The 18,762-nt window shown below is 28.0% G+C and carries 21 protein-coding genes and 1 pseudogene; 14 read left to right on the top strand and 8 right to left on the bottom strand.

All coding sequences use genetic code 11. The features are described 5' to 3' along the window. The 5 genes and pseudogenes from ACH2BC_RS08555 to ACH2BC_RS08535 form a co-directional block, all read left to right on the top strand. Positions 1–159, top strand: a pseudogene (locus ACH2BC_RS08555) (peptidase T); the annotation flags it as partial. Between the two features lie 155 nt (positions 160–314). Beyond that, positions 315–893 (top strand): YdeI family protein, encoded by a 579-nt coding sequence (locus ACH2BC_RS08550; RefSeq protein ID WP_395053576.1) that lies wholly within the window; start codon positions 315–317, stop codon positions 891–893. Between the two features lie 83 nt (positions 894–976). Beyond that, positions 977–1,756 carry an alpha/beta fold hydrolase gene (locus tag ACH2BC_RS08545; protein WP_395053575.1) on the top strand — a complete coding sequence of 260 codons (780 nt, stop codon included), beginning with the start codon at positions 977–979 and terminating at the stop codon, positions 1,754–1,756. A 600-nt stretch (positions 1,757–2,356) separates the two neighbouring features. After that, positions 2,357–2,704, top strand: a complete 348-nt coding sequence (locus ACH2BC_RS08540; RefSeq protein ID WP_395053574.1) for a hypothetical protein — start codon at positions 2,357–2,359, stop codon at positions 2,702–2,704. Between the two features lies 1 nt (position 2,705). Then, positions 2,706–2,912: a hypothetical protein gene (locus ACH2BC_RS08535; RefSeq protein ID WP_395053573.1), complete on the top strand. Its 207-nt coding sequence runs from the start codon at positions 2,706–2,708 to the stop codon at positions 2,910–2,912. A gap of 586 nt (positions 2,913–3,498) precedes the next feature. Here the strand turns inward: ACH2BC_RS08535 and yajC are convergent. From yajC to ACH2BC_RS08515, 4 genes are all read right to left on the bottom strand, one after another. Further along, positions 3,499–3,774 (bottom strand): preprotein translocase subunit YajC, encoded by a 276-nt coding sequence (gene yajC, locus ACH2BC_RS08530; RefSeq protein ID WP_395053572.1) that lies wholly within the window; start codon positions 3,772–3,774, stop codon positions 3,499–3,501. 20 nt (positions 3,775–3,794) lie between these two features. Beyond that, entirely contained in the window at positions 3,795–4,292 is a 498-nt protein-coding gene (locus tag ACH2BC_RS08525) for a DUF1573 domain-containing protein (RefSeq protein ID WP_395053571.1), read from the bottom strand. An 11-nt stretch (positions 4,293–4,303) separates the two neighbouring features. Then, a complete protein-coding gene (gene nusB / locus ACH2BC_RS08520) occupies positions 4,304–5,215 on the bottom strand; it encodes a transcription antitermination factor NusB (protein ID WP_395053570.1) in 912 nt (303 codons plus the stop codon). A gap of 126 nt (positions 5,216–5,341) precedes the next feature. Beyond that, a complete protein-coding gene (locus tag ACH2BC_RS08515; protein ID WP_395053569.1) occupies positions 5,342–6,445 on the bottom strand; it encodes a Glu/Leu/Phe/Val dehydrogenase in 1,104 nt (367 codons plus the stop codon). 192 nt (positions 6,446–6,637) lie between these two features. Between ACH2BC_RS08515 and ACH2BC_RS08510 the strand changes: the two genes are divergently transcribed. The 3 genes from ACH2BC_RS08510 (at position 6,638) to ACH2BC_RS08500 (ending at position 10,046) form a co-directional block, all read left to right on the top strand. Then, complete coding sequence (locus ACH2BC_RS08510) at positions 6,638–8,395, top strand: ABC transporter ATP-binding protein (protein ID WP_395053568.1); 1,758 nt, start codon at positions 6,638–6,640, stop codon at positions 8,393–8,395. 66 nt (positions 8,396–8,461) lie between these two features. Beyond that, positions 8,462–8,839, top strand: coding sequence for a PUR family DNA/RNA-binding protein (locus ACH2BC_RS08505; protein ID WP_395053567.1), 378 nt, complete (start codon positions 8,462–8,464; stop codon positions 8,837–8,839). Between the two features lie 289 nt (positions 8,840–9,128). Next, positions 9,129–10,046 carry a hypothetical protein gene (locus ACH2BC_RS08500; RefSeq protein WP_395053566.1) on the top strand — a complete coding sequence of 306 codons (918 nt, stop codon included), beginning with the start codon at positions 9,129–9,131 and terminating at the stop codon, positions 10,044–10,046. Here ACH2BC_RS08500 and ACH2BC_RS08495 read toward each other — a convergent pair whose 3' ends face one another. Further along, on the bottom strand, positions 10,047–10,376 hold the full coding sequence (locus ACH2BC_RS08495) for a tRNA-binding protein (protein ID WP_395053565.1): 330 nt from the start codon (positions 10,374–10,376) through the stop codon (positions 10,047–10,049). It lies immediately after the preceding gene. 4 nt (positions 10,377–10,380) lie between these two features. Then, positions 10,381–10,845 (bottom strand): DUF962 domain-containing protein, encoded by a 465-nt coding sequence (locus ACH2BC_RS08490; protein ID WP_395053564.1) that lies wholly within the window; start codon positions 10,843–10,845, stop codon positions 10,381–10,383. 137 nt (positions 10,846–10,982) lie between these two features. On the opposite strand from ACH2BC_RS08490, the gene ACH2BC_RS08485 reads away from it, so the two are divergent. Next, positions 10,983–12,398 carry a glycogen synthase gene (locus ACH2BC_RS08485; RefSeq protein WP_395053563.1) on the top strand — a complete coding sequence of 472 codons (1,416 nt, stop codon included), beginning with the start codon at positions 10,983–10,985 and terminating at the stop codon, positions 12,396–12,398. 3 nt (positions 12,399–12,401) lie between these two features. Continuing rightward, complete coding sequence (locus ACH2BC_RS08480) at positions 12,402–13,673, top strand: glucose-1-phosphate adenylyltransferase (protein ID WP_395053562.1); 1,272 nt, start codon at positions 12,402–12,404, stop codon at positions 13,671–13,673. A 54-nt stretch (positions 13,674–13,727) separates the two neighbouring features. Here the strand turns inward: ACH2BC_RS08480 and ACH2BC_RS08475 are convergent, their stop codons facing one another. Both ACH2BC_RS08475 and ACH2BC_RS08470 read right to left on the bottom strand, forming a co-directional pair. Next, positions 13,728–14,114, bottom strand: coding sequence for a hypothetical protein (locus ACH2BC_RS08475; protein ID WP_395053561.1), 387 nt, complete (start codon positions 14,112–14,114; stop codon positions 13,728–13,730). Positions 14,115–14,252: 138 nt separating this feature from the next. Continuing rightward, positions 14,253–15,185 (bottom strand): peptidylprolyl isomerase, encoded by a 933-nt coding sequence (locus tag ACH2BC_RS08470; RefSeq protein ID WP_395053560.1) that lies wholly within the window; start codon positions 15,183–15,185, stop codon positions 14,253–14,255. Positions 15,186–15,318: 133 nt separating this feature from the next. Here ACH2BC_RS08470 and ACH2BC_RS08465 point away from each other — a divergent pair, with 133 nt between their 5' ends. The 4 genes from ACH2BC_RS08465 to rplS all read left to right on the top strand — a co-directional run bounded on the left by ACH2BC_RS08465 (position 15,319) and on the right by rplS (position 18,480). After that, positions 15,319–16,119 (top strand): class I SAM-dependent methyltransferase, encoded by an 801-nt coding sequence (locus ACH2BC_RS08465; RefSeq protein WP_395053559.1) that lies wholly within the window; start codon positions 15,319–15,321, stop codon positions 16,117–16,119. Positions 16,120–16,266: 147 nt separating this feature from the next. Continuing rightward, positions 16,267–16,944, top strand: coding sequence for a tRNA (guanosine(37)-N1)-methyltransferase TrmD (trmD, locus tag ACH2BC_RS08460; protein WP_395053558.1), 678 nt, complete (start codon positions 16,267–16,269; stop codon positions 16,942–16,944). Between the two features lie 39 nt (positions 16,945–16,983). Beyond that, the gene (locus ACH2BC_RS08455) at positions 16,984–17,994 is read left to right on the top strand and encodes a Gfo/Idh/MocA family oxidoreductase (RefSeq protein WP_395053557.1); all 1,011 of its coding nucleotides are present in this window, start codon (positions 16,984–16,986) and stop codon (positions 17,992–17,994) included. Positions 17,995–18,123: 129 nt separating this feature from the next. After that, positions 18,124–18,480 carry a 50S ribosomal protein L19 gene (gene rplS, locus ACH2BC_RS08450; RefSeq protein ID WP_395053556.1) on the top strand — a complete coding sequence of 119 codons (357 nt, stop codon included), beginning with the start codon at positions 18,124–18,126 and terminating at the stop codon, positions 18,478–18,480. Positions 18,481–18,762: the final 282 nt, after the last annotated feature.

The raw sequence follows: 18,762 nt of genomic DNA, 5'->3' as shown, positions 1-18,762 counted from the left end.
CCAAATATTTTTGCTGGCGGACACAATTTTCACGGAAAATATGAGTATGTTCCGGTAGAAAGTATGCAAAAAGCAATTGATGTAATTGTAAAAATTGCAGAATTAACAGCAACAACCGATTTTAGTAAAACTGAAAAAACTAAAAAAAAGAAAAAATAGTTTTTAAATAATTAGCATTTATGCTGATCAATATCCGTAGCGAATGGCTCGGGCATTTTAGCAAACCCTATTCCTGCTGTCCATTTCTACCGATAATCATCGGTATCCTTTCCCATCAGGGCTAAAACTCAATCGTATTGCACTAAAAATAAATTATGTCAGAAAAACATACTTGGGACAAAGTCAATACTTGGCAAGAAGAATTGCAAATTATTGAAACCATTATTGGTAAAACACAATTAGTTAAAACCATAAAATGGGGTGGAAATGTGTATACCATAAACAATAAAAATGTAGTTGGAATTGGAGGTTTTAAAAACTTTTTTACTCTATGGTTTTATAATGGAGTTTTCTTAAAAGACAATTTAAATATTTTGGTAAATGCCAATGAAGGAGTTACAAAAAGCTTACGACAATGGCGTTTTACATCTAAAAACGAAATAAATGAAGTTCAAATTTTAAACTACATCCAAGAAGCAATTGAAAATGAAAATTTAGGAAAAACAATTCCAATACAAAAGAAAGAAAAAATAAAATCTCCTTTTTTTGAAAACATTTTAGCAACTAATTCTGAGTTAAAACTACTATTTAATAAGCTTTCAACTGCCAAACAAAACGATTTTTTAGAATACATTGAAGACGCAAAACAAGAAAAAACTAAAATTACTAGAGCTGAAAAAATCATTCCAATGATACTTCAAAATATAGGTTTAAACGATAAATATAAAAAGTAACTATGACTTACATTATGAATAACAAAATTAAAGTACTTCTTTTTAGTTTAACTCTAATTTATCTTTTAACATGTCAATCTTGTATGACAATGCGAACAAGTACGTCTAAAACTAAAACTTTTTTTGAAAATTCTAAAATATCCTATTTAGATTCTACAATTACAATTGGTTTAAACAAAGTTCATTTTATTGCAACAGGAAATAAAAACAATCCAATAGTATTATTTGTTCATGGTTCGCCAGGAAGTTGGGATAATTTTAAAACCTATTTAAAAGATTCGTTACTTTTAAAAAAATACAGAATGATTGCTGTAGATAGACCAGGTTTTGGTTACAGTGATTTTGGAAAAGCACAAAATTTGTATTCGCAAGCCAAAGTTCTTGAAAAATTTGTAGAAAAATTAAGTAATGGAAAAAACATTTATTTAATTGGTCATTCCTATGGCGGACCAGCAATTGTAAAAATGGCTATTGATAAACCAAATGCCTACAAACAACTAATTATTTTAGCTGGCGCAATAGATCCAAATGCAGAAACTCCAGAAAAATGGCGCAAAATAATTATGTCCAAACCAATAAGGTATATAATTCCTGGAGCATTACGACCAGCAAATGATGAGCTTTGGTGGTTAAAACAAGACTTAATAAACATGCAACCCAATTTAAAAAAAATTACTACCAATGTGTTAGTTATTCATGGTACACTCGATGATTTGGTTCCGTATAGTAATGTTCCGTTTATTGAAAGAGAATTTATAAACGCAAAATCTATGGAAGTTTTATCTATAAAAAATGCCAACCATTTTATTCCTTGGGAACATTTTGAAACCATAAGAAACAAACTTTTAAATTTAAAGGAATAATTTAAACTACTCAGAAAAAATATTGTTTTCTAAAAGTGCCAATGCTGCAAGAAGTATGAACGATTCATTGAAATCGGTTTTATAAAAGAAACTGTTTATTTATATTTAAAAAAGACTGCTATTTTGTGGTCTTTTATTTGTTTATTTTAAGTAATATTTTTTTTTAAAATTTACACAACAAAGTATTGCAATTTTAAAACAATGATTACGCAAATTTGTAAAAATACCTTTAAAAATAATCAAATCGTTTTATTAAATGATTGTTGTATTGTAATTTGTGATTATTTTATTAAATTTATACTTAATATTTAAATGGCACTGTCAAACTATGTTAATAATAATGTAATTATTAATACTGAAATAGTTCAAACTCCTATTATAAATAGTATGAGTTATAATTTAATTTTAAAATGTATCAAATATGTCAAATAATGTGGCGCAAAGTCAGGAGACATTTGCGCAGCTCCGTAGTTGTTTCAATTTTTTTTATTAAGAACACTTTGCAGAGCTTGGGAAAAAATTAATATTGTGTATTGATAATATTAATACCCCACAAGAAGTTATGAGAACAGTTTGTCCACAATTATAAAAAAATAAAACATGAGCATACTTACAGATTACAAAATACAATTAATTAATAGAAATAATATTGGTAAACAGATAATTTCTGTTAATGGTATATTGACAGGTTGTATTAATGACCATTATTACATACAATTAGTTGATTATTTACTTAATGAAATTAATGATGCAATAACTATAAATGGATTAGAAGTTGGAATTCCTACACAAAGTTCCTATTTGATTATTGCTACAGCATCGCAAACTAAATTGTATAAAAATGCAGACGAATGGGATAATGATAATAATATTACTCCTGATTATGTATTGCCTACCCAGCATTTTAAAATAATTGTAGAGGCATGGAGAAATTTTTTACAAGGTTAAAATGACTAGACGAGAAGAATTTAATTTAACTTTCAGTAGAGTATTAACTCCACAAGGAAATATACATTATTTTTGTGATTCAATTTCATCAAACACTAATCAATCCTTAACAATAGCAACTATTCTTACAGGATATGATGAAAAAGAAGATGTAGAATATTTAATTGAAAATTTAGAGCCAAAGCTCCGCAAAGACTCCTGTCTTTGAGGTTAGTTAAAAAATATTTAATGTTTTAAATAAAAATAAATTAATTTATTAAATTTTATTTATGTTACGCCTCAAAGTGAGGACACTTTGCGGAGCATTAGTAGTTGTTTGATAAATTAAAATTATTAGATGACTTTGCAGAGCTTGGGAATTTATAAACGCAAAATCTATTGAGGTTTTATCTATAAAAAACGCCAATCATTTTATTCCTTGGGAACATTTTGAAACCATTAGAAACAAACTTTTAAATTTAAAGGAATAAAGCTTTAAAATTAAAACTAAAAAATTATTCTAAAAAAATTTCGAAAAGCTTAAATTTATATTTTATTTATTGATGTTTTACAAGTGAATAAATGTTTACAAAACAAAAAGTCTTCGACAAGCTCAGACTGACAATTACTACATAATTGATTTTATTTTAAATTGAAAAATGCATTAAAACTAAAAAATTTCAATGCATTTTTAAATTCTATATTAAGATGATATTTAAAAAATTAAACTTTAAACCTTTTTAAACTTTTAAACTTTTTTAAACTTTTTTAAACTCTTAAACCTTTTTAAACTCTTAAACTTTTCAAAAACTTCTCTAAGCTTTCTTGTTCAATATAGCACTCATTTCATTAGAAATTGCCGATTTTTCAATCTTTAATTTTCCAGACATAGTTTCAATTACAACTGTAGTTTCTGCTATTTCTGTTACTTTTCCGTGAAAACCACTCTTAGTAATTATCTTGTCTCCAACTTTTAAACTTGTTTCAAATTCTTTCTCTTTTTTTAATTTATTTTGAGAAGGACGAATCATAAAAAAGTAAATTACAGCAAATAATGCTACTAATTGTAATGGTAAAATGTAATCGTTCATTATTTTAATTTTTAAAATTATTATTTAGTAATTGATGCTTTTATTGTTAAAATCTCTGTTCCTTTTACTGTATTAGCAAATATAGAAACTGTTTTAGATTGCTCTCCAGATTTTCCGTCAGAGTTAAAAGAAACTTTTATTTCTCCAGATTCGCCTGGTTTTACTGCTTGTTTTGGATATTCTGGAATTGTACAACCGCAAGAACCTTTAGCGCTAGAAATAATTAAATCAGCAGTTCCAGTATTTTTAAATTTAAAATTATAATCAACTTTATCACCTTGTTTAATTTTACCAAAATTATGCTCCACTTTTTCAAAAGTCATTTCTGTACTTTTTGTAACCTTAGTTGTATCTTCAGTATTTTCAATTTGTGGAGTTTCTACAACTGGAGTTTCAGTAAGTGGAATTTCAGTTGTTGAAGCATTTTCTACGTTATTATCTAAACTAGTTGCTGCTTTTTTACAAGAACTAAAACAAGTTGCTAATAAAACCGATAGTATTAAAAATTTATTTTTCATGTTATTTAAATTTACATTAAACCTCTTCCTATTTTTTTAATTCTATCTTCACTTTCAAACGATTTTACTAAACTGTCTAAAATTCCGTTTATAAAAATACTACTTTTAGGAGTTGAATATTCTTTGGCAATTTCCAAATATTCATTAAGTGTAACTTTTATTGGAATTGAAGGAAAATTTAATATTTCGCAAATTGCCATTTTTATAATTATGGTATCTACTTCAGCAATTCTATCAATATCCCAATTGGGTGTTTTATCTATAAACTCTTTAGAAAGTTTATCTTCGTTTAAAATTGTTTTTCTAAACAATGTTATAGAAAACTCTTTATCCTCAGTATCTTTATATACTTTTGGTAGCTTAACTAAATCGTCTTCACTATTATCAATTTGTTTTAATTGCCTCAAAATTTCTGTATTCACTAACGGAATATCATCAACCCAAGTTAATTTAAAATCTTCAAGATAAGAGTAAAATTTATCATTAGGTGCAATTACTTCACTGAATAAATCGGCAATAAAAAATCGATCTTCTTTAAAAGTACTTTCCTTTTTAAACATATAATTGATGAATAAGTCACTTTCTTTTACGTCTTGGAGCAAGTATAAAATGGCATCGTCATTTACTTGAAAATTATTAATTTTTCTGTTTTCAAATGCAACACTCAAAGCATTACTTTCTGACAAAGAAATTAAAATAGGATTGGAAACAAATTTAAGGTTAGGATTTTTATCTTCTGGAGTTGCAAGATGCTTATTTTTAGACAATTCAATAAAATTAATTTCTCTATTTCTAAGTTCTATTATGGCAGACATCATAACTAAATATAAATCTAAGATGTTTTCGATGCTGGCTTGTAAAAATTTTTCTTGTTTTTCAAGATTGTCTGAACCACTTTGATGCATTGCATAGATAGATTGCATCACTTTAACTCGAATATGTCGTCGGTTTAACACTGGTAAGAACTTTTATTGAATTATTATAAAATAACAGACCGAAAGATTTTTCTTTCGGTCTGCAAAAATAAAACTATTTTTTTAAAGAGCTATTTATTTAGCGTTTTCTTTTTTTCTTTCTTCAATTCTGTTTTCGGCAATTGCCATGGCAGCTTTTTGTGGTGTTAATTTGTTTTTATCAGCATAATCAAAAATCTCTAATGTTGTATTATAAATATTTTCGGTTCTACGCATAGATTCTGCTTTATCATAATGAGCAATTTCTGCATAAACATTAATAATTCCGCCAGCATTTATTAAAAAATCTGGAGCATAAACTATACCTCTTTCTTGCAAAATTGGTCCGTGAACATTTTCATTTGCCAATTGATTATTTGCAGCGCCAGCAATTACTTTAGCATTAATTCTATAAACTGTATCGTCATTAATTGTTGCTCCAAGTGCGCAAGGCGAATAAATATCTACATCGGCAGCATATAAATCGTTTCCTGTAAAAATTGTAGCTCCATATTTAGCACTAACGTCAGATAATCTACTTTCGTTAATATCAGAAATTTGAACCAACGCACCTTCTTTAGTTAAATAATCTACAAGAGTTTCTCCTACGTGACCAATTCCTTGTACTAATATTTTTTTTCCATCAAGTTTATCAGATCCAAATTGATATTTTGCGGCAGCTTTCATTCCCATATAAACTCCAAAAGCTGTAACTGGCGATGGATTACCAGAACCACCACGAGATTCAGAAATTCCTGTAACATAAGGTGTTACATCTCTAACTGTGTCCATATCTTTGGTTTCCATTCCCATATCTTCTGCTGTAATGTATCTACCAGATAATGAATGTACAAATTCTCCAAACTTACGCATTAACTCAGGTGTTTTTTGAGTTTTAGCATCACCAATAATAACTGCTTTTCCACCACCAAGATTTAATCCTGTAATGGCAGATTTGTATGTCATTCCTCTAGAAAGTCGTAAAACATCATTCAAAGCTTCCCATTCGTTGGCGTAATTCCACATTCTTGTTCCGCCTAAAGCTGGACCTAAAATTGAGTTATGAATACCTATAATTGCTTTTAATCCAGTATCTTTGTCGTTGCAAAAAACAATTTGCTCGTGATTGTCAAATGATAGTTGTCCAAAGACTGGATCCATTTTTTGAAGCTCTTTTGCACTAGTGATTTCTGAAGTCATAAATGTAATTTTAGTTGCGACTTTATCAATAAGTCAATACAAATTTATGTTTTTATTCAAAATAACTCACTTAATTTAAATTAATTTAGCAAATTGTTAATAAAAATAGTTTTTACTGAATAAAATAAAATTGCATTAAACTATTCTTTTTAACATCAAATACTAAATATTAAAACACATTTTTAAAAAAAGATGAAAGAATTACAATATTTGAATAAATATTTTGTCAAATATAAATACCGATTTTTACTTGGAATCGTTATTACAATTATCGCACAAATTTTCGCACTTTACACTCCTAAACTTATAAGTAAATCGTTTAAAGCTATTGAAGAATCTCATAAAACCACTGGAGCAATTGAACTTATTAAAAATGGATTAATAGAAAATATTTTATTAATTATTGGAACTACAATAATTGCAGGATTTCTTACTTTTTTAATGCGTCAAACCTTAATTGTAATGTCGCGTCATGTAGAATTCGATTTAAAAAATGAAATTTTTAAGCAATATGAAAATTTAGATCAAAATTTCTATAAAAAAAGTAGAACTGGCGATTTAATGAACAGAATAAGTGAAGACGTTGGAAAAGTTAGAATGTACGTTGGTCCAGCAGTAATGTATACCATAAATACAATAATTCGTTTTGGAATTGTTATTATATATATGTACAATGTTTCGCCTAGATTAACACTTTATACCTTGCTTCCACTTCCACTATTATCATATATTATTTTTAAATTAAGCGTAGAAATTAATAAACGAAGTACTATTTTTCAGCAATATTTATCTAAAATTTCAAGTTTTACACAAGAAGTATTTTCTGGAATTAGAGTTATAAAAGCATACTCATTAGAAAAACAAAATCAAAATAACATTACGAACTTGGCCAACGAAAGCAAAGAAAAAAGTATGAGTTTGGCAAGAGTACAATCGCTTTTTGGACCATTAATGATTACGTTAATTGGTGTGAGTAACTTGGTTGTAATTTATTTTGGCGGAATGATGTATATTGATGGAACTATAAAAAGTATTGGGACGATTGCCGAATTTATTTTATATGTAAATATGCTAACTTGGCCGGTTGCATCTATTGGTTGGGTTTCCTCAATGATTCAAGAAGCAGAAGCATCTCAAAAACGTATTAATGAGTTCTTGAAAATTGAACCAGAAATTAAAAATAATGCAACTCAACATTCAGTTATAAACGGAGAAATAGAATTTAAAAATGTTAGTTTTACTTATGATGACACTAATATTAAAGCATTAAATTCTATTTCATTTAAAGTAAATAAAGGTGAAACATTGGCCATTTTAGGTAAAACTGGTTCAGGAAAATCAAGTATTTTATCATTAATTACAAGATTGTATGATGTTAAAAATGGAGAAATATTTGTTGATGGAAAAGTACTTTCTAAACTAAATTTATCCGATTTAAGAAACAGCATTGGAATTGTTCCGCAAGATGCTTTCTTATTTTCAGATTCTATAAAAAATAATATCAAGTTTGGGAAAGAAAATGCATCAGATGAAGAAGTAATTGAAGCAGCAAAAAAAGCAGTAGTTCATAACAATATTATACATTTTAACAAGCAGTACGAAACTATTTTAGGTGAACGTGGTATTACACTTTCTGGTGGACAAAAACAACGAGTTTCTATAGCAAGAGCAATTATAAAAAATCCGCAAATAGTACTTTTAGACGATTGTCTTTCGGCTGTTGATACTGAAACCGAAGAACAAATTTTAAATAATTTATTAGAATTTACAAAAGATAAAACTACCATAATTGTTAGTCACAGAGTTTCATCTGTTAAAAATGCAGATAAAATAATTATTCTAGACGAAGGTAAAATTTTGCAACAAGGTTCTCATAATCAATTGGTAAACCAAGATGGATATTATAAAGAGTTATATTATAAACAACTTTCAGAAAAAGAATTGAATTAATATTTGTTTTGTAGAAAATATTTTATGATTTTTGGTTTAACAAACTAACCAATTGATAGAACGAAAATGAGAGAAAATGATTTATTAGAAAAAGACGAGATTTTTTCTAAAGTTTTAAGAGCAGGTCGAAGAACTTACTTTTTTGACGTTAGAGCAACCAAAGCCGACGATTATTACATAACCATTACCGAAAGTAAAAAGTTTACCGAAGAAGATGGATCGTTTCATTTTAAAAAACATAAAATTTATCTTTACAAAGAAGATTTTAATGCATTTCAAGACATTTTAACCGAAATGACTTCGTATGTTTTAAACAATAAAGGCGAAGAAGTAATATCTGAAAGACATGTAAAAGATTTTAAGAAAGAAAGTTTTAACGATGCAAGTGATGATGCTCCAAAACTTGATAAAAGCTTTACAGATATTGAGTTTGATGATATTTAAAAAATAGTTTAATGAATAATTTTTTAGAATTTTTTCAAAAATATAGATTGCATATTAACTATGTATTTCTGTTTTTTTGGATTTTTATAATTGCAACAAATTTAATTTTTGAAGAATTTAAATTGTTTAAAATTATTATTCCAGTTCTGTTTATAATTTTCACAATAAATAACATAAGAACACTAAGTAAATCTAAATAAATAACTAAACAATAGTTAAATCCTCAAATATAAATTTAATTGAGGATTTTTTTAATTAATTTTATAAATTAAACTTTATAGAAATAATTATGAATGAAAATTTTACCTATTTTAATTATTTTTACGCAAAATTATTATCTGAAAAAACTAAGAAAAAAACAGAAATTGTATTTGTATCCATCGCAATAATTAGTTTTATTTTACATTTAAGTTTAATTTTATTAGTAGATTTTAAAGTTATAAATCTGCACACAAGTTCTAGATTCCTAAACAATCCAATTTCTTCTATTTACACACCATTTTCGTTTATACTTATATATGAAGTGTATCTTTTAGTGTATTATTTACCCAAGTCTACCACAATTTATATAGGGAAACAGTATGAAATTATTACTTTAATTATAATACGAAGAATATTTAAAGATTTAACTTCTTTAAAATTTAAAGAAGATTGGTTTTCTGCCAAAGAAAATATATTATTTGCAACAGATTTACTTGCAACATTAGTACTGTTTTATTTAATATTTATTTTTTATAAACTTAACAGAACCAATGAAATAAGCAAAGCAATTATTCAAAAATCGGTTGAAGTAACTAAATTTATAGATTTTAAAAAAGTTATTGCAATGATTTTAATTCCAATTTTTTTGGTTCTATCAATCTATAGTTTAGGAAGTTGGATTTATGAGAGTTTTAATATTTCACAAATGGTAAGAAATATTAAAGACATTAATAAAATTTTCTTTGACGAATTTTTTACCATTTTAATTTTAATTGAAGTCTTACTTTTGCTGGTTTCTTTCTTTATATCAGATAAATTTAGCAAGGTAATTCGAAATTCGGGTTTTATAATTTCTACAATATTAATTAAACTTTCTTTTGGAACAGAAGGTTTTTTAAATACAATTTTGATAGTTGTAGCAGTAGTTTTTGGAGTTTTAATTTTAATGATTCACAATAAATATGAAGTTTTAGAAGCTAAAAAAATTACAGCATTAGAAGTATAATTATCCAATTCTTAATCCGTTTTCTACTTTAAAATCTGATGTTAAAAGCACAATATCATCGTTATTTACTGAACCTAAAACTAGACACTCACTCATAAATTTACCAATTTGTTTCTTAGGAAAATTTACAACTGCAATTATTTGCTTGCCAATTAAATCTTCTTTTTGATATCTTTTAGTTATTTGCGCAGACGATTTTTTAATTCCAATTACTGCTCCAAAATCAATAACTATTTGATAAGCAGGTTTACGTGCTTCTAGAAAATTAGAAACTTCTAAAATTGTTCCTATTCGCATTTCTACTTTCTCAAAATCGTTATGGTTTAGCATAAAACTATTTTTTTGTAAATAAATTATCCAAAACCCAAGCTGGACCAATCAATAAAAACTGCAAATCTTTAAGAAAAGATGGTTTTTTACCTTCAATTTCGTGTCCGTAAAATTGTCCAATCCAAGCAATTGCAAAAACTACTAATGAAAAGATCCATAAAGGAATAACTGTTCCAATATAATAATTCAGCAGCAAACATATTACAGAAAAAAGCGCAATTTTTAAAGCCATTATTATCGATAATCTGATATAAAATAATAATGCGAATATTAAAAATACAACTGCCCAATTCTCTATAATTGGAATATTAAATGAAAATAAATTGCTTAATAACTGATTTGGAATACTCATTAACAAACCAACAATTGAAAAGAATATTGCTGGAACACAAATGTAATGAATGGATTTATTTTTAGGATTTTGATGGCTTACAGCATATTCATCAAACCATTGATTTAGTGTTCTCATTGCATCTTGTAAATTAATTTTTACTAAATTATAAAATATTCTAACTAAAAATAATAAAACAACATTTTTTTTGTAATTTGGCTAAAAACCAATTGTAAATAATTCTTTTTTCCTTCAAATAAAAAATCTTAGTTTAAATGACAATTTTTCACATAAGTGCCGAATGTTTTCCTGTTGCAAAAGTTGGCGGATTGGCTGATGTTGTTGGTGCTTTGCCCAAATATTTAAACCAAGCTGGTCAAACTGCTAAAGTTGTAATTCCTGGTTATGATAATAAATTTACCAACGAAAATCAGTTTGAATCAGTTCATCAAGGTAATTTTAAAATGGGTTGGTTTGAATTTAATTATTCCATTTTAAAAGAACGCACTAATAAATTGGGTTTCGAATTGTATTTAGTTGCAATTCCACAATTGTTTGATAGACCAAATATTTATTCGTATGAAGATGATACAGAACGATTTACAGCTTTTCAAATTGCCTTTTTAAATTGGCTTACAGAAACCAATCAAATTCCAGATATTCTTCATTGCCACGATCATCACACTGGATTGATTCCGTTTATGGTTCAAAATTGTTATAAATATGAGCAATTAAAATCGGTTCCAACGGTTTTAACAATTCACAATGGTCAATATCAAGGTTGGTTTTCATTTGATAAAATGCATTATTTACCAGAATTTCATAGTTCTAAAATTGGTTTTTTAGAATGGAACAATATCATAAATCCATTAGCATCAGCCATAAAATGTGCTTGGAAAATTACAACTGTTTCGCCAAGTTACTTAGAAGAAATTAGCCATTCGGCAAACGGATTGGAAAATTTATTACGATATGAAAGACCAAAATCTATTGGTATTTTAAACGGAATTGACACACAAGTTTGGAATCCAGAAACGGATGAAATGTTAGCTTCTAATTATAAATTATCAGCATTTGAAAAAGGAAAATTAGAAAATAAAAAATTTCTTTGTGACGAATTTAATTTAGACATTACAAAACCACTTTTTACTTTTATAGGAAGATTGGTTCACGAAAAAGGAGCAGAATTATTGCCTGAATTAAGCGATATAATTTTATATAGAAATCCAAATCAAATAAATGTTTTAATTTTAGGTTCTGGCGATACAACTTTAGAAAATCAATTTGAAAATTTAAAATCTAAATACGTTGGAAACTACAATTGTTACATTGGTTACAACGAAAAACTGGCACATATTATTTATGCAGGAGCCGATTTTTTACTAATGCCATCACGAGTTGAACCTTGCGGATTGAATCAAATGTACGCGTTGCGTTATGGAACAATTCCAATTGTGAGACGAACTGGAGGATTAAAAGATACTGTTATAGATATTGGCGATGGCGGATTTGGAATTTGCCACGATAATGTAACTTTATTTGACATAAATCATTCTGTAACAAGAGCAATTGACTTATTTTTAGACAAACAAAAACATCAAAATACAATAAAAACTGCAATGCAAATTGACCATTCTTGGAACTTAGTTGCGCAAGAATATATTGCTGTTTACAAATCTTTAATGAATTAAATTATGAACAAAACAACATTAGCCATAATTCTTGGTGGCGGACAAGGTTCGAGATTAGCACCATTAACAGAAAGTCGTTCAAAACCTGCTGTTCCCATTGCTGGAAAGTATCGTTTGGTAGATATTCCTATTTCTAATTGTATCAATTCTGATATAAAAAGAATGTTTGTATTGACACAATTTAATTCGGCTTCGCTAAATCAACACATTAAGAATACGTATCATTTTAGTCATTTTAGTACAGCTTTTGTTGATATTTTGGCAGCAGAACAAACTCCAGATAACCCAACTTGGTTTCAAGGAACAGCCGATGCAGTGCGACAATGTATGACACATTTTATGAATCACGAATTTGATTATGCACTGATTTTATCTGGCGATCAATTGTATCAAATGAATTTTAACGAAATGATTGCAGCGCACGAAAAAAGTGGCGCAACAATTTCTATTGCAACGTTGCCTGTAAATGCAAAAGAAGCGCCAGAATTTGGGATTTTAAAAACCGATTCTGAGAATTTTATAACTTCATTTATAGAAAAACCAAATGCAGATTTATTGCCAAATTGGACTTCAGAAGTAAGCGAAGAATCTAAAAATGAAGGCAAGCATTATTTGGCTTCAATGGGAATTTATATTTTTAACAGAGAATTATTGGTCGAGTTAATGTCTAATCCAGATACTAAAGATTTTGGTAAAGAAATTATTCCGCAAGCCATTGGAAAACAAAAGATATTGAGTTATCAATATGAAGGATATTGGACGGATATTGGAAATATAGATTCATTTTTCGAAGCTAATTTAGGATTAACAGATGAAATTCCGAAGTTTAATTTATTTGATAATTCAAGTAAAATTTATACACGTGCCAGAGTTTTACCACCATCTAAAATTACAGGAAATTCAAGCTTTGATAAATCTGTAGTTGCCGAAGGTTGTATTATTAATGGAACAAAAATTGAACATTCTGTTATAGGAATTCGTAGCAGAATTGGCAAAGACTCCATCATAACTAACTCGTATTTAATGGGTAACGATTTTTATCAGAATATTGAAGAACTAAGTAATAATTATTCACATCATATAATTAATATCGGAATTGGCGAACGTTGTTTTATAAATAATACGATTGTCGATAAAAATTGCAGAATAGGAAATGATGTAAAACTGAATGGTGGAAGTCATTTAACAGATGCTAACACACCATTATTTACAGTAAAAGATGGAATAATTGTAGTGAAAAAAGGTACAGTTTTACCTGATGGATTTACGGTTTAAAAATTATAAATTTCAATTAATAATCATCGTCTTTGGTATTTCAAAGGCGATTTTTTATTGCATTGTAACATAAGTAAATATATTTTCTCTATCAATATCTTCAATATTTGCCTCTAGTTGCATTCTTAAAAGAATAGGTTTCCACTGTTCGTCAGAAAAAGTTTTTGTATCGTATAGATTATGGCAATTGGCACATTTATTTTCATATAAATCTTTGCCCAATTGTTGTTGTTGCGTTAACATTACCATCAAAGTTGGTACTGAATTTTGTGAAACTGTTTCTTCTATTTTAACATCTTCAGCAATTTGATTTATAACTACATTCTCTTTTTTTACACCTTCTGTAGTTTTTACAACATCATTATTTTTTGTATTTTTAAGACTACTGCATGAAAAAAATACAAAAATTATGATATTAAATAAAGTTATCTTAAGTCTCATATTTTGGTTGATTAGAATGTAAATGTAAAAAAATATCCCAAAAACTTTCGCTTTTGGGATAAATTCAAATTTAATAAATTAAAAATAGTAATTATTTCGTATTTGTAATATCGTACTTTGTAATTCTAATATTAAACTTTATCTAACATCCATTAATTCAACATCAAAAATCAAAGTAGCATTTGGAGGAATTACGCCACCAGCGCCACTTTCGCCATAAGCTAAGTGAGATGGAATTACAAATCGAGCTTTGTCGCCAACTTGTAAAAGCGCAATACCTTCATCCCAACCTTCTATTACTTGACCTTGACCTAGTTTAAATTCGATTGGTTTTTTTCTTGGATAAGAAGAATCAAATACTTTTCCAGTTTCTAATGAACCTTCGTAATGAACTGCAACTGTTTTTCCGTTTTCTGCATTTTTTCCAGAACCTTTTTGAATCATTTTATAACGTAATCCACTTTCAGTTTTGTCAAATCCTGCTGCTAATTCTTCCATTTTAGCTTCACCTAATTTTTTAGCGTCTTCGATTTTTTTTTGACGATTTCCTTCAAATGTTCTAAAAGCTTCAACAGCATTCCATTTTTGTGCCTCTTCTCCTACTCTAACAATTTCTAAAGTTTCTAAAACATCGCCTTGAGCAACAGCATCAACAATATCTTGACCATCAACAACTTCTCCAAAAACAGTATGTTTATTATCTAACCAAGAAGTTGGAACGTGTGTAATATAAAATTGAGAACCGTTAGAAGCTGGACCAGAATTTGCCATAGCAAGAATTCCTGGTTTGTTGTGCTTTAAACTTGGATGAAACTCATCGTCAAAACTGTAACCTGGACCACCAGTTCCTTGACCTTGAGGACAACCACCTTGAATCATAAAATCGGGAATAACTCTATGAAATTTTAATCCATTATAATAAGGTGTTCCTTGTGGACGAGCTTTATTTTCTAGATTTCCTTCTGCCAATGCAACGAAGTTTCCAACTGTTCCAGGCGTTAAATCGTGCATTAATTTTACTAAAATTGCACCTTGTGTGGTGTTGAATTTAGCGTATATTCCATTTTCCATAGTAGGTTTTTTTATTTGTGGTGCAAAATTACTATTTTTATCCTACATATTTATGTGAATGAATTGGATTTTAGTATTTCACTAACAAAACTATTTTTAAAAATAAGTTTTAATTAACATTACAAACATTAAAATGGAAAATATACAGGATTATAAAAAGATAAATCAACAAACTTGGAACAATAAAACCGATGTTCATATTGCATCTGATTTTTATGATAATGAAGGATTTCTTAACGGAAAATCAACACTAAATGCTATTGAATTAGAATTATTAAGAGACATTTCTAACAAGAAAATTTTGCATTTACAATGTCATTTTGGTCAAGACACATTATCGTTAGCAAGACTTGGTGCTAAGGTTACAGGAATTGATTTATCTGATAAAGCTATAGAAAAAGCCAAAGAATTTGCAGATAAATTAAATATCGATGCCACTTTTATTTGTTGTGATATTTATGATACGCCGAAATTTTTAGACGAAAAATTTGATATAGTTTTTACAAGTTACGGTACGATTGGTTGGTTACCAGATTTAGATAACTGGGCGAAAGTAGTTTCGCAATTTATAAAACCTAACGGAAAATTTATTATGGCAGACTTTCATCCTGTGGTTTGGATGTTTGACAACTATTTTAAAGAAGTTTTTTATAGTTATTTTAATGTTGAACCTATTGTAGAAGATGAATCTGGAACTTATGCCGACAGATATTCTGAAATTAAAGCGCAAACAATCACTTGGAATCATCCAACATCGGAAGTTTTAAATGCTTTATTATCAAACGATTTAGTACTGAATTCTTTTAACGAATTTAATTATTCTCCATACAATTGCTTTAACGAAACCGAAGAATATGAAACTGGAAAATTTAGAATTAAACATTTGGGAAATAAAATTCCGATGGTGTTTTCTATTCTTGCTTCTAAAAAATAAATTATCTAAATAGCACTAAAAACCTAGCCCAGATAACAACGGAAATCCTTTTTATTTTTTCTTTTAAAAAATAAAAAGATTGAAGTGAATAGCTGGAAATAGCTTCAAATAAAACTTTGTAACTTTGCATTTCAGATTTAAGAAAATATGCGAATAGATATTATTACCGTTTTGCCAGAATTATTGCGAAGTCCGTTTGAGGCATCGATTATGAAACGTGCCATTGATAAAAGTTTGGTAGAAGTTTATTTTCATAATTTGAGAGATTATACTACTAATAAACAAAAAAGTGTTGACGATTATCCGTTTGGTGGTGGCGCTGGAATGGTTATGAATATTCAACCAATTGATGATTGCATTGCGCATTTAAAAAGTGTACGCGACTACGATGAAGTGATTTATATGACTCCAGATGGCGAAACGCTAAACCAGAAAATGGCAAATACAATGTCGATGTTAGAAAATATAATTATTTTGTGTGGACATTATAAAGGTGTTGATCAACGTGTTAGAGATCAATTTATTACAAAAGAAATTTCTATAGGCGATTACGTTTTAAGCGGTGGAGAACTTGGTGCTTTGGTATTATCTGATGCATTAATTAGATTGATTCCTGGTGTTTTAAGCGATGAAACTTCGGCATTGACAGATAGTTTTCAAGATGGATTGCTTTCGGGTCCAATTTACACAAGACCAGCAGATTACAAAGGTTGGAAAGTTCCAGAGGTTTTAACTAGTGGACATTTTGCCAAAATTGATAAATGGCGCGAAGATATGGCATATGAACATACTAAAAATCGTCGTCCAGATTTGCTTGAAGAGTAATTTTCACACGAATTTCACGAATTCTCACGAATTATAAATATGGAAAAACCTATTGTAACTGCATTATTGGCTTATGGAATGTCTGGAAAAGTTTTTCATGCTCCGTTTTTACTAACTAATAGAGGTTTTGAATTTTATGCCGTTTTAGAAAGAAATGAGCAGAAAGCAATTCATGATTATCCAAATGTGAAAAGTTATTTGAAAGTTTCAGAATTATTGTCTGACGAAAAAATAGAACTTATAATTGTAAATACTCCAAATAATACTCATTTTGACTATGCTAAATTAGCTTTAAAAGCAAGGAAACATATTTTAATTGAAAAACCTGCAACAACAACTCCAGAAGAATTTATTGAACTTTTAGATTTAGCTAAAAGTGTGAATAAAAAAGTTTTTGTTTATCAAAACAGGCGTTTTAGTAGTGATATTATGGCTGCAAAAAATAGTATTGAAAGTGGAAAACTTGGCGAAATTATAGAAATGCATTTGCGATTTGATAGGTTTAGACCAGCAATTGGAATAAAATCGTTTAAAGAAAATAAGTTACCAAGTAGTGGCATTTGGTATGATTTAGGTTCGCATTTAGTAGATCAAGCCATTTCAATTTTTGGACTACCTACTTCTCATTATTCCTATAAAAACAAGTACAGAGAAAATTCTCAAGTAGATGATTTTGCTTTTATGCATTTAATTTTTAAAGAGAAAATCAATGTTTTTATAACTGCAAGTATGCTTGTTGCAAATGGTCAAGCAGGAATTGTTGTAAATGGAACTAAAGGAAGTTTTGTAAAAGATTTTTGCGATGAACAAGAAAATCAATTGGTTGAGGGTTTATCGCCTTTGGATAAAAATTTTGGCAATGAAAAACCTAATAAAGAAGGAAAACTGACTTATATAAATTTAAATAATGAAATGATTACTGAAAATATTGCGTCAATAAAAGGAAATTTTAATGCAATTTTTGAAAGTTTATATGAAAGTATTCGAAATAAAAAACCTTTTATTATTGATAATCAAGACATTGTAGAACAATTAAAATTATTAATTTGACAATAAAAAATGCAAATAATTAATTGTTGATTGGTAATTAATACTTATATTTGCAACCAAATTTAGACTAACCTCTGGCGAAAACCGTGAATGTTGCTCTGATATAAAACCATAATTAAAGAAATTATCATGGCAGATTTAATGAAATTCGTTAACGAAGAAATTGCTATTAAAAAAGATTTTCCAAAATTCGCAGCTGGAGACACAATTACAGTTTATTACGAAATTAAGGAAGGTGAAAAAACTAGAACTCAGTTTTTTAAAGGAGTTGTAATTCAAAGAAAAGGTTCAGGAAACACTGAAACTTTTACAATTCGTAAAATGTCTGGTGCAATTGGGGTTGAAAGAATATTTCCAGTTAATTTACCAGCTTTACAAAAAGTTGAAGTTAACCAAAGAGGTAAAGTTAGAAGAGCAAGAATCTACTACTTTAGAGAACTTACTGGTAAAAAAGCTAAAATTAAAGAAAGAAGATACAAGTCATAAATCTTTTTTTATTGATTATAAAAAAAGTCTCAACAATGTTGAGACTTTTTTTATGCAATTAATTTGAGAAAAAAATATTAAAAAAATCATTATAAAACTCAACCTAAAAATTTATTTTAAATTTACAAGAAAAAAAAATATTCTCTTATTTTGTATTATTTTATTTACTAAATTTACCAATAAGCTGAATTCAAGTTACAAATGCAACTTTTTGGTTAAACATATAATTTGGTGATTCAAAATTAAATCTTTTTCTTGGTCTATTGTTAATTTTTTCTTGTA

This window comes from Flavobacterium sp. (assembly GCF_043760115.1).
In the GTDB taxonomy this organism is placed as follows: Bacteria; Bacteroidota; Bacteroidia; order Flavobacteriales; family Flavobacteriaceae; genus Flavobacterium.
The sequence above is the reverse complement of the archived record's forward strand: the minus strand, read 5'-3'. Positions and strand labels throughout refer to the sequence as shown.

What these genes read in the sequence shown, in the direction of transcription:
- ACH2BC_RS08480 (WP_395053562.1), top strand. Translation starts at nt 12,402, where the DNA reads ATGAACAAAACAACATTAGCCATAATTCTTGGTGGCGGACAAGGTTCG.
- ACH2BC_RS08510 (WP_395053568.1), top strand. Translation starts at nt 6,638, where the DNA reads ATGAAAGAATTACAATATTTGAATAAATATTTTGTCAAATATAAATAC.
- ACH2BC_RS08475 (WP_395053561.1), bottom strand. Translation starts at nt 14,114, where the DNA reads ATGAGACTTAAGATAACTTTATTTAATATCATAATTTTTGTATTTTTT.
- trmD (WP_395053558.1), top strand. Translation starts at nt 16,267, where the DNA reads ATGCGAATAGATATTATTACCGTTTTGCCAGAATTATTGCGAAGTCCG.
- ACH2BC_RS08505 (WP_395053567.1), top strand. Translation starts at nt 8,462, where the DNA reads ATGAGAGAAAATGATTTATTAGAAAAAGACGAGATTTTTTCTAAAGTT.
- ACH2BC_RS08470 (WP_395053560.1), bottom strand. Translation starts at nt 15,185, where the DNA reads ATGGAAAATGGAATATACGCTAAATTCAACACCACACAAGGTGCAATT.
- ACH2BC_RS08490 (WP_395053564.1), bottom strand. Translation starts at nt 10,845, where the DNA reads ATGAGAACACTAAATCAATGGTTTGATGAATATGCTGTAAGCCATCAA.
- ACH2BC_RS08495 (WP_395053565.1), bottom strand. Translation starts at nt 10,376, where the DNA reads ATGCTAAACCATAACGATTTTGAGAAAGTAGAAATGCGAATAGGAACA.
- ACH2BC_RS08455 (WP_395053557.1), top strand. Translation starts at nt 16,984, where the DNA reads ATGGAAAAACCTATTGTAACTGCATTATTGGCTTATGGAATGTCTGGA.
- ACH2BC_RS08535 (WP_395053573.1), top strand. Translation starts at nt 2,706, where the DNA reads ATGACTAGACGAGAAGAATTTAATTTAACTTTCAGTAGAGTATTAACT.
- rplS (WP_395053556.1), top strand. Translation starts at nt 18,124, where the DNA reads ATGGCAGATTTAATGAAATTCGTTAACGAAGAAATTGCTATTAAAAAA.
- ACH2BC_RS08540 (WP_395053574.1), top strand. Translation starts at nt 2,357, where the DNA reads ATGAGCATACTTACAGATTACAAAATACAATTAATTAATAGAAATAAT.
- ACH2BC_RS08485 (WP_395053563.1), top strand. Translation starts at nt 10,983, where the DNA reads ATGACAATTTTTCACATAAGTGCCGAATGTTTTCCTGTTGCAAAAGTT.
- ACH2BC_RS08515 (WP_395053569.1), bottom strand. Translation starts at nt 6,445, where the DNA reads ATGACTTCAGAAATCACTAGTGCAAAAGAGCTTCAAAAAATGGATCCA.
- ACH2BC_RS08525 (WP_395053571.1), bottom strand. Translation starts at nt 4,292, where the DNA reads ATGAAAAATAAATTTTTAATACTATCGGTTTTATTAGCAACTTGTTTT.
- nusB (WP_395053570.1), bottom strand. Translation starts at nt 5,215, where the DNA reads ATGCAATCTATCTATGCAATGCATCAAAGTGGTTCAGACAATCTTGAA.
- ACH2BC_RS08545 (WP_395053575.1), top strand. Translation starts at nt 977, where the DNA reads ATGACAATGCGAACAAGTACGTCTAAAACTAAAACTTTTTTTGAAAAT.
- ACH2BC_RS08550 (WP_395053576.1), top strand. Translation starts at nt 315, where the DNA reads ATGTCAGAAAAACATACTTGGGACAAAGTCAATACTTGGCAAGAAGAA.
- yajC (WP_395053572.1), bottom strand. Translation starts at nt 3,774, where the DNA reads ATGAACGATTACATTTTACCATTACAATTAGTAGCATTATTTGCTGTA.
- ACH2BC_RS08500 (WP_395053566.1), top strand. Translation starts at nt 9,129, where the DNA reads ATGAATGAAAATTTTACCTATTTTAATTATTTTTACGCAAAATTATTA.
- ACH2BC_RS08465 (WP_395053559.1), top strand. Translation starts at nt 15,319, where the DNA reads ATGGAAAATATACAGGATTATAAAAAGATAAATCAACAAACTTGGAAC.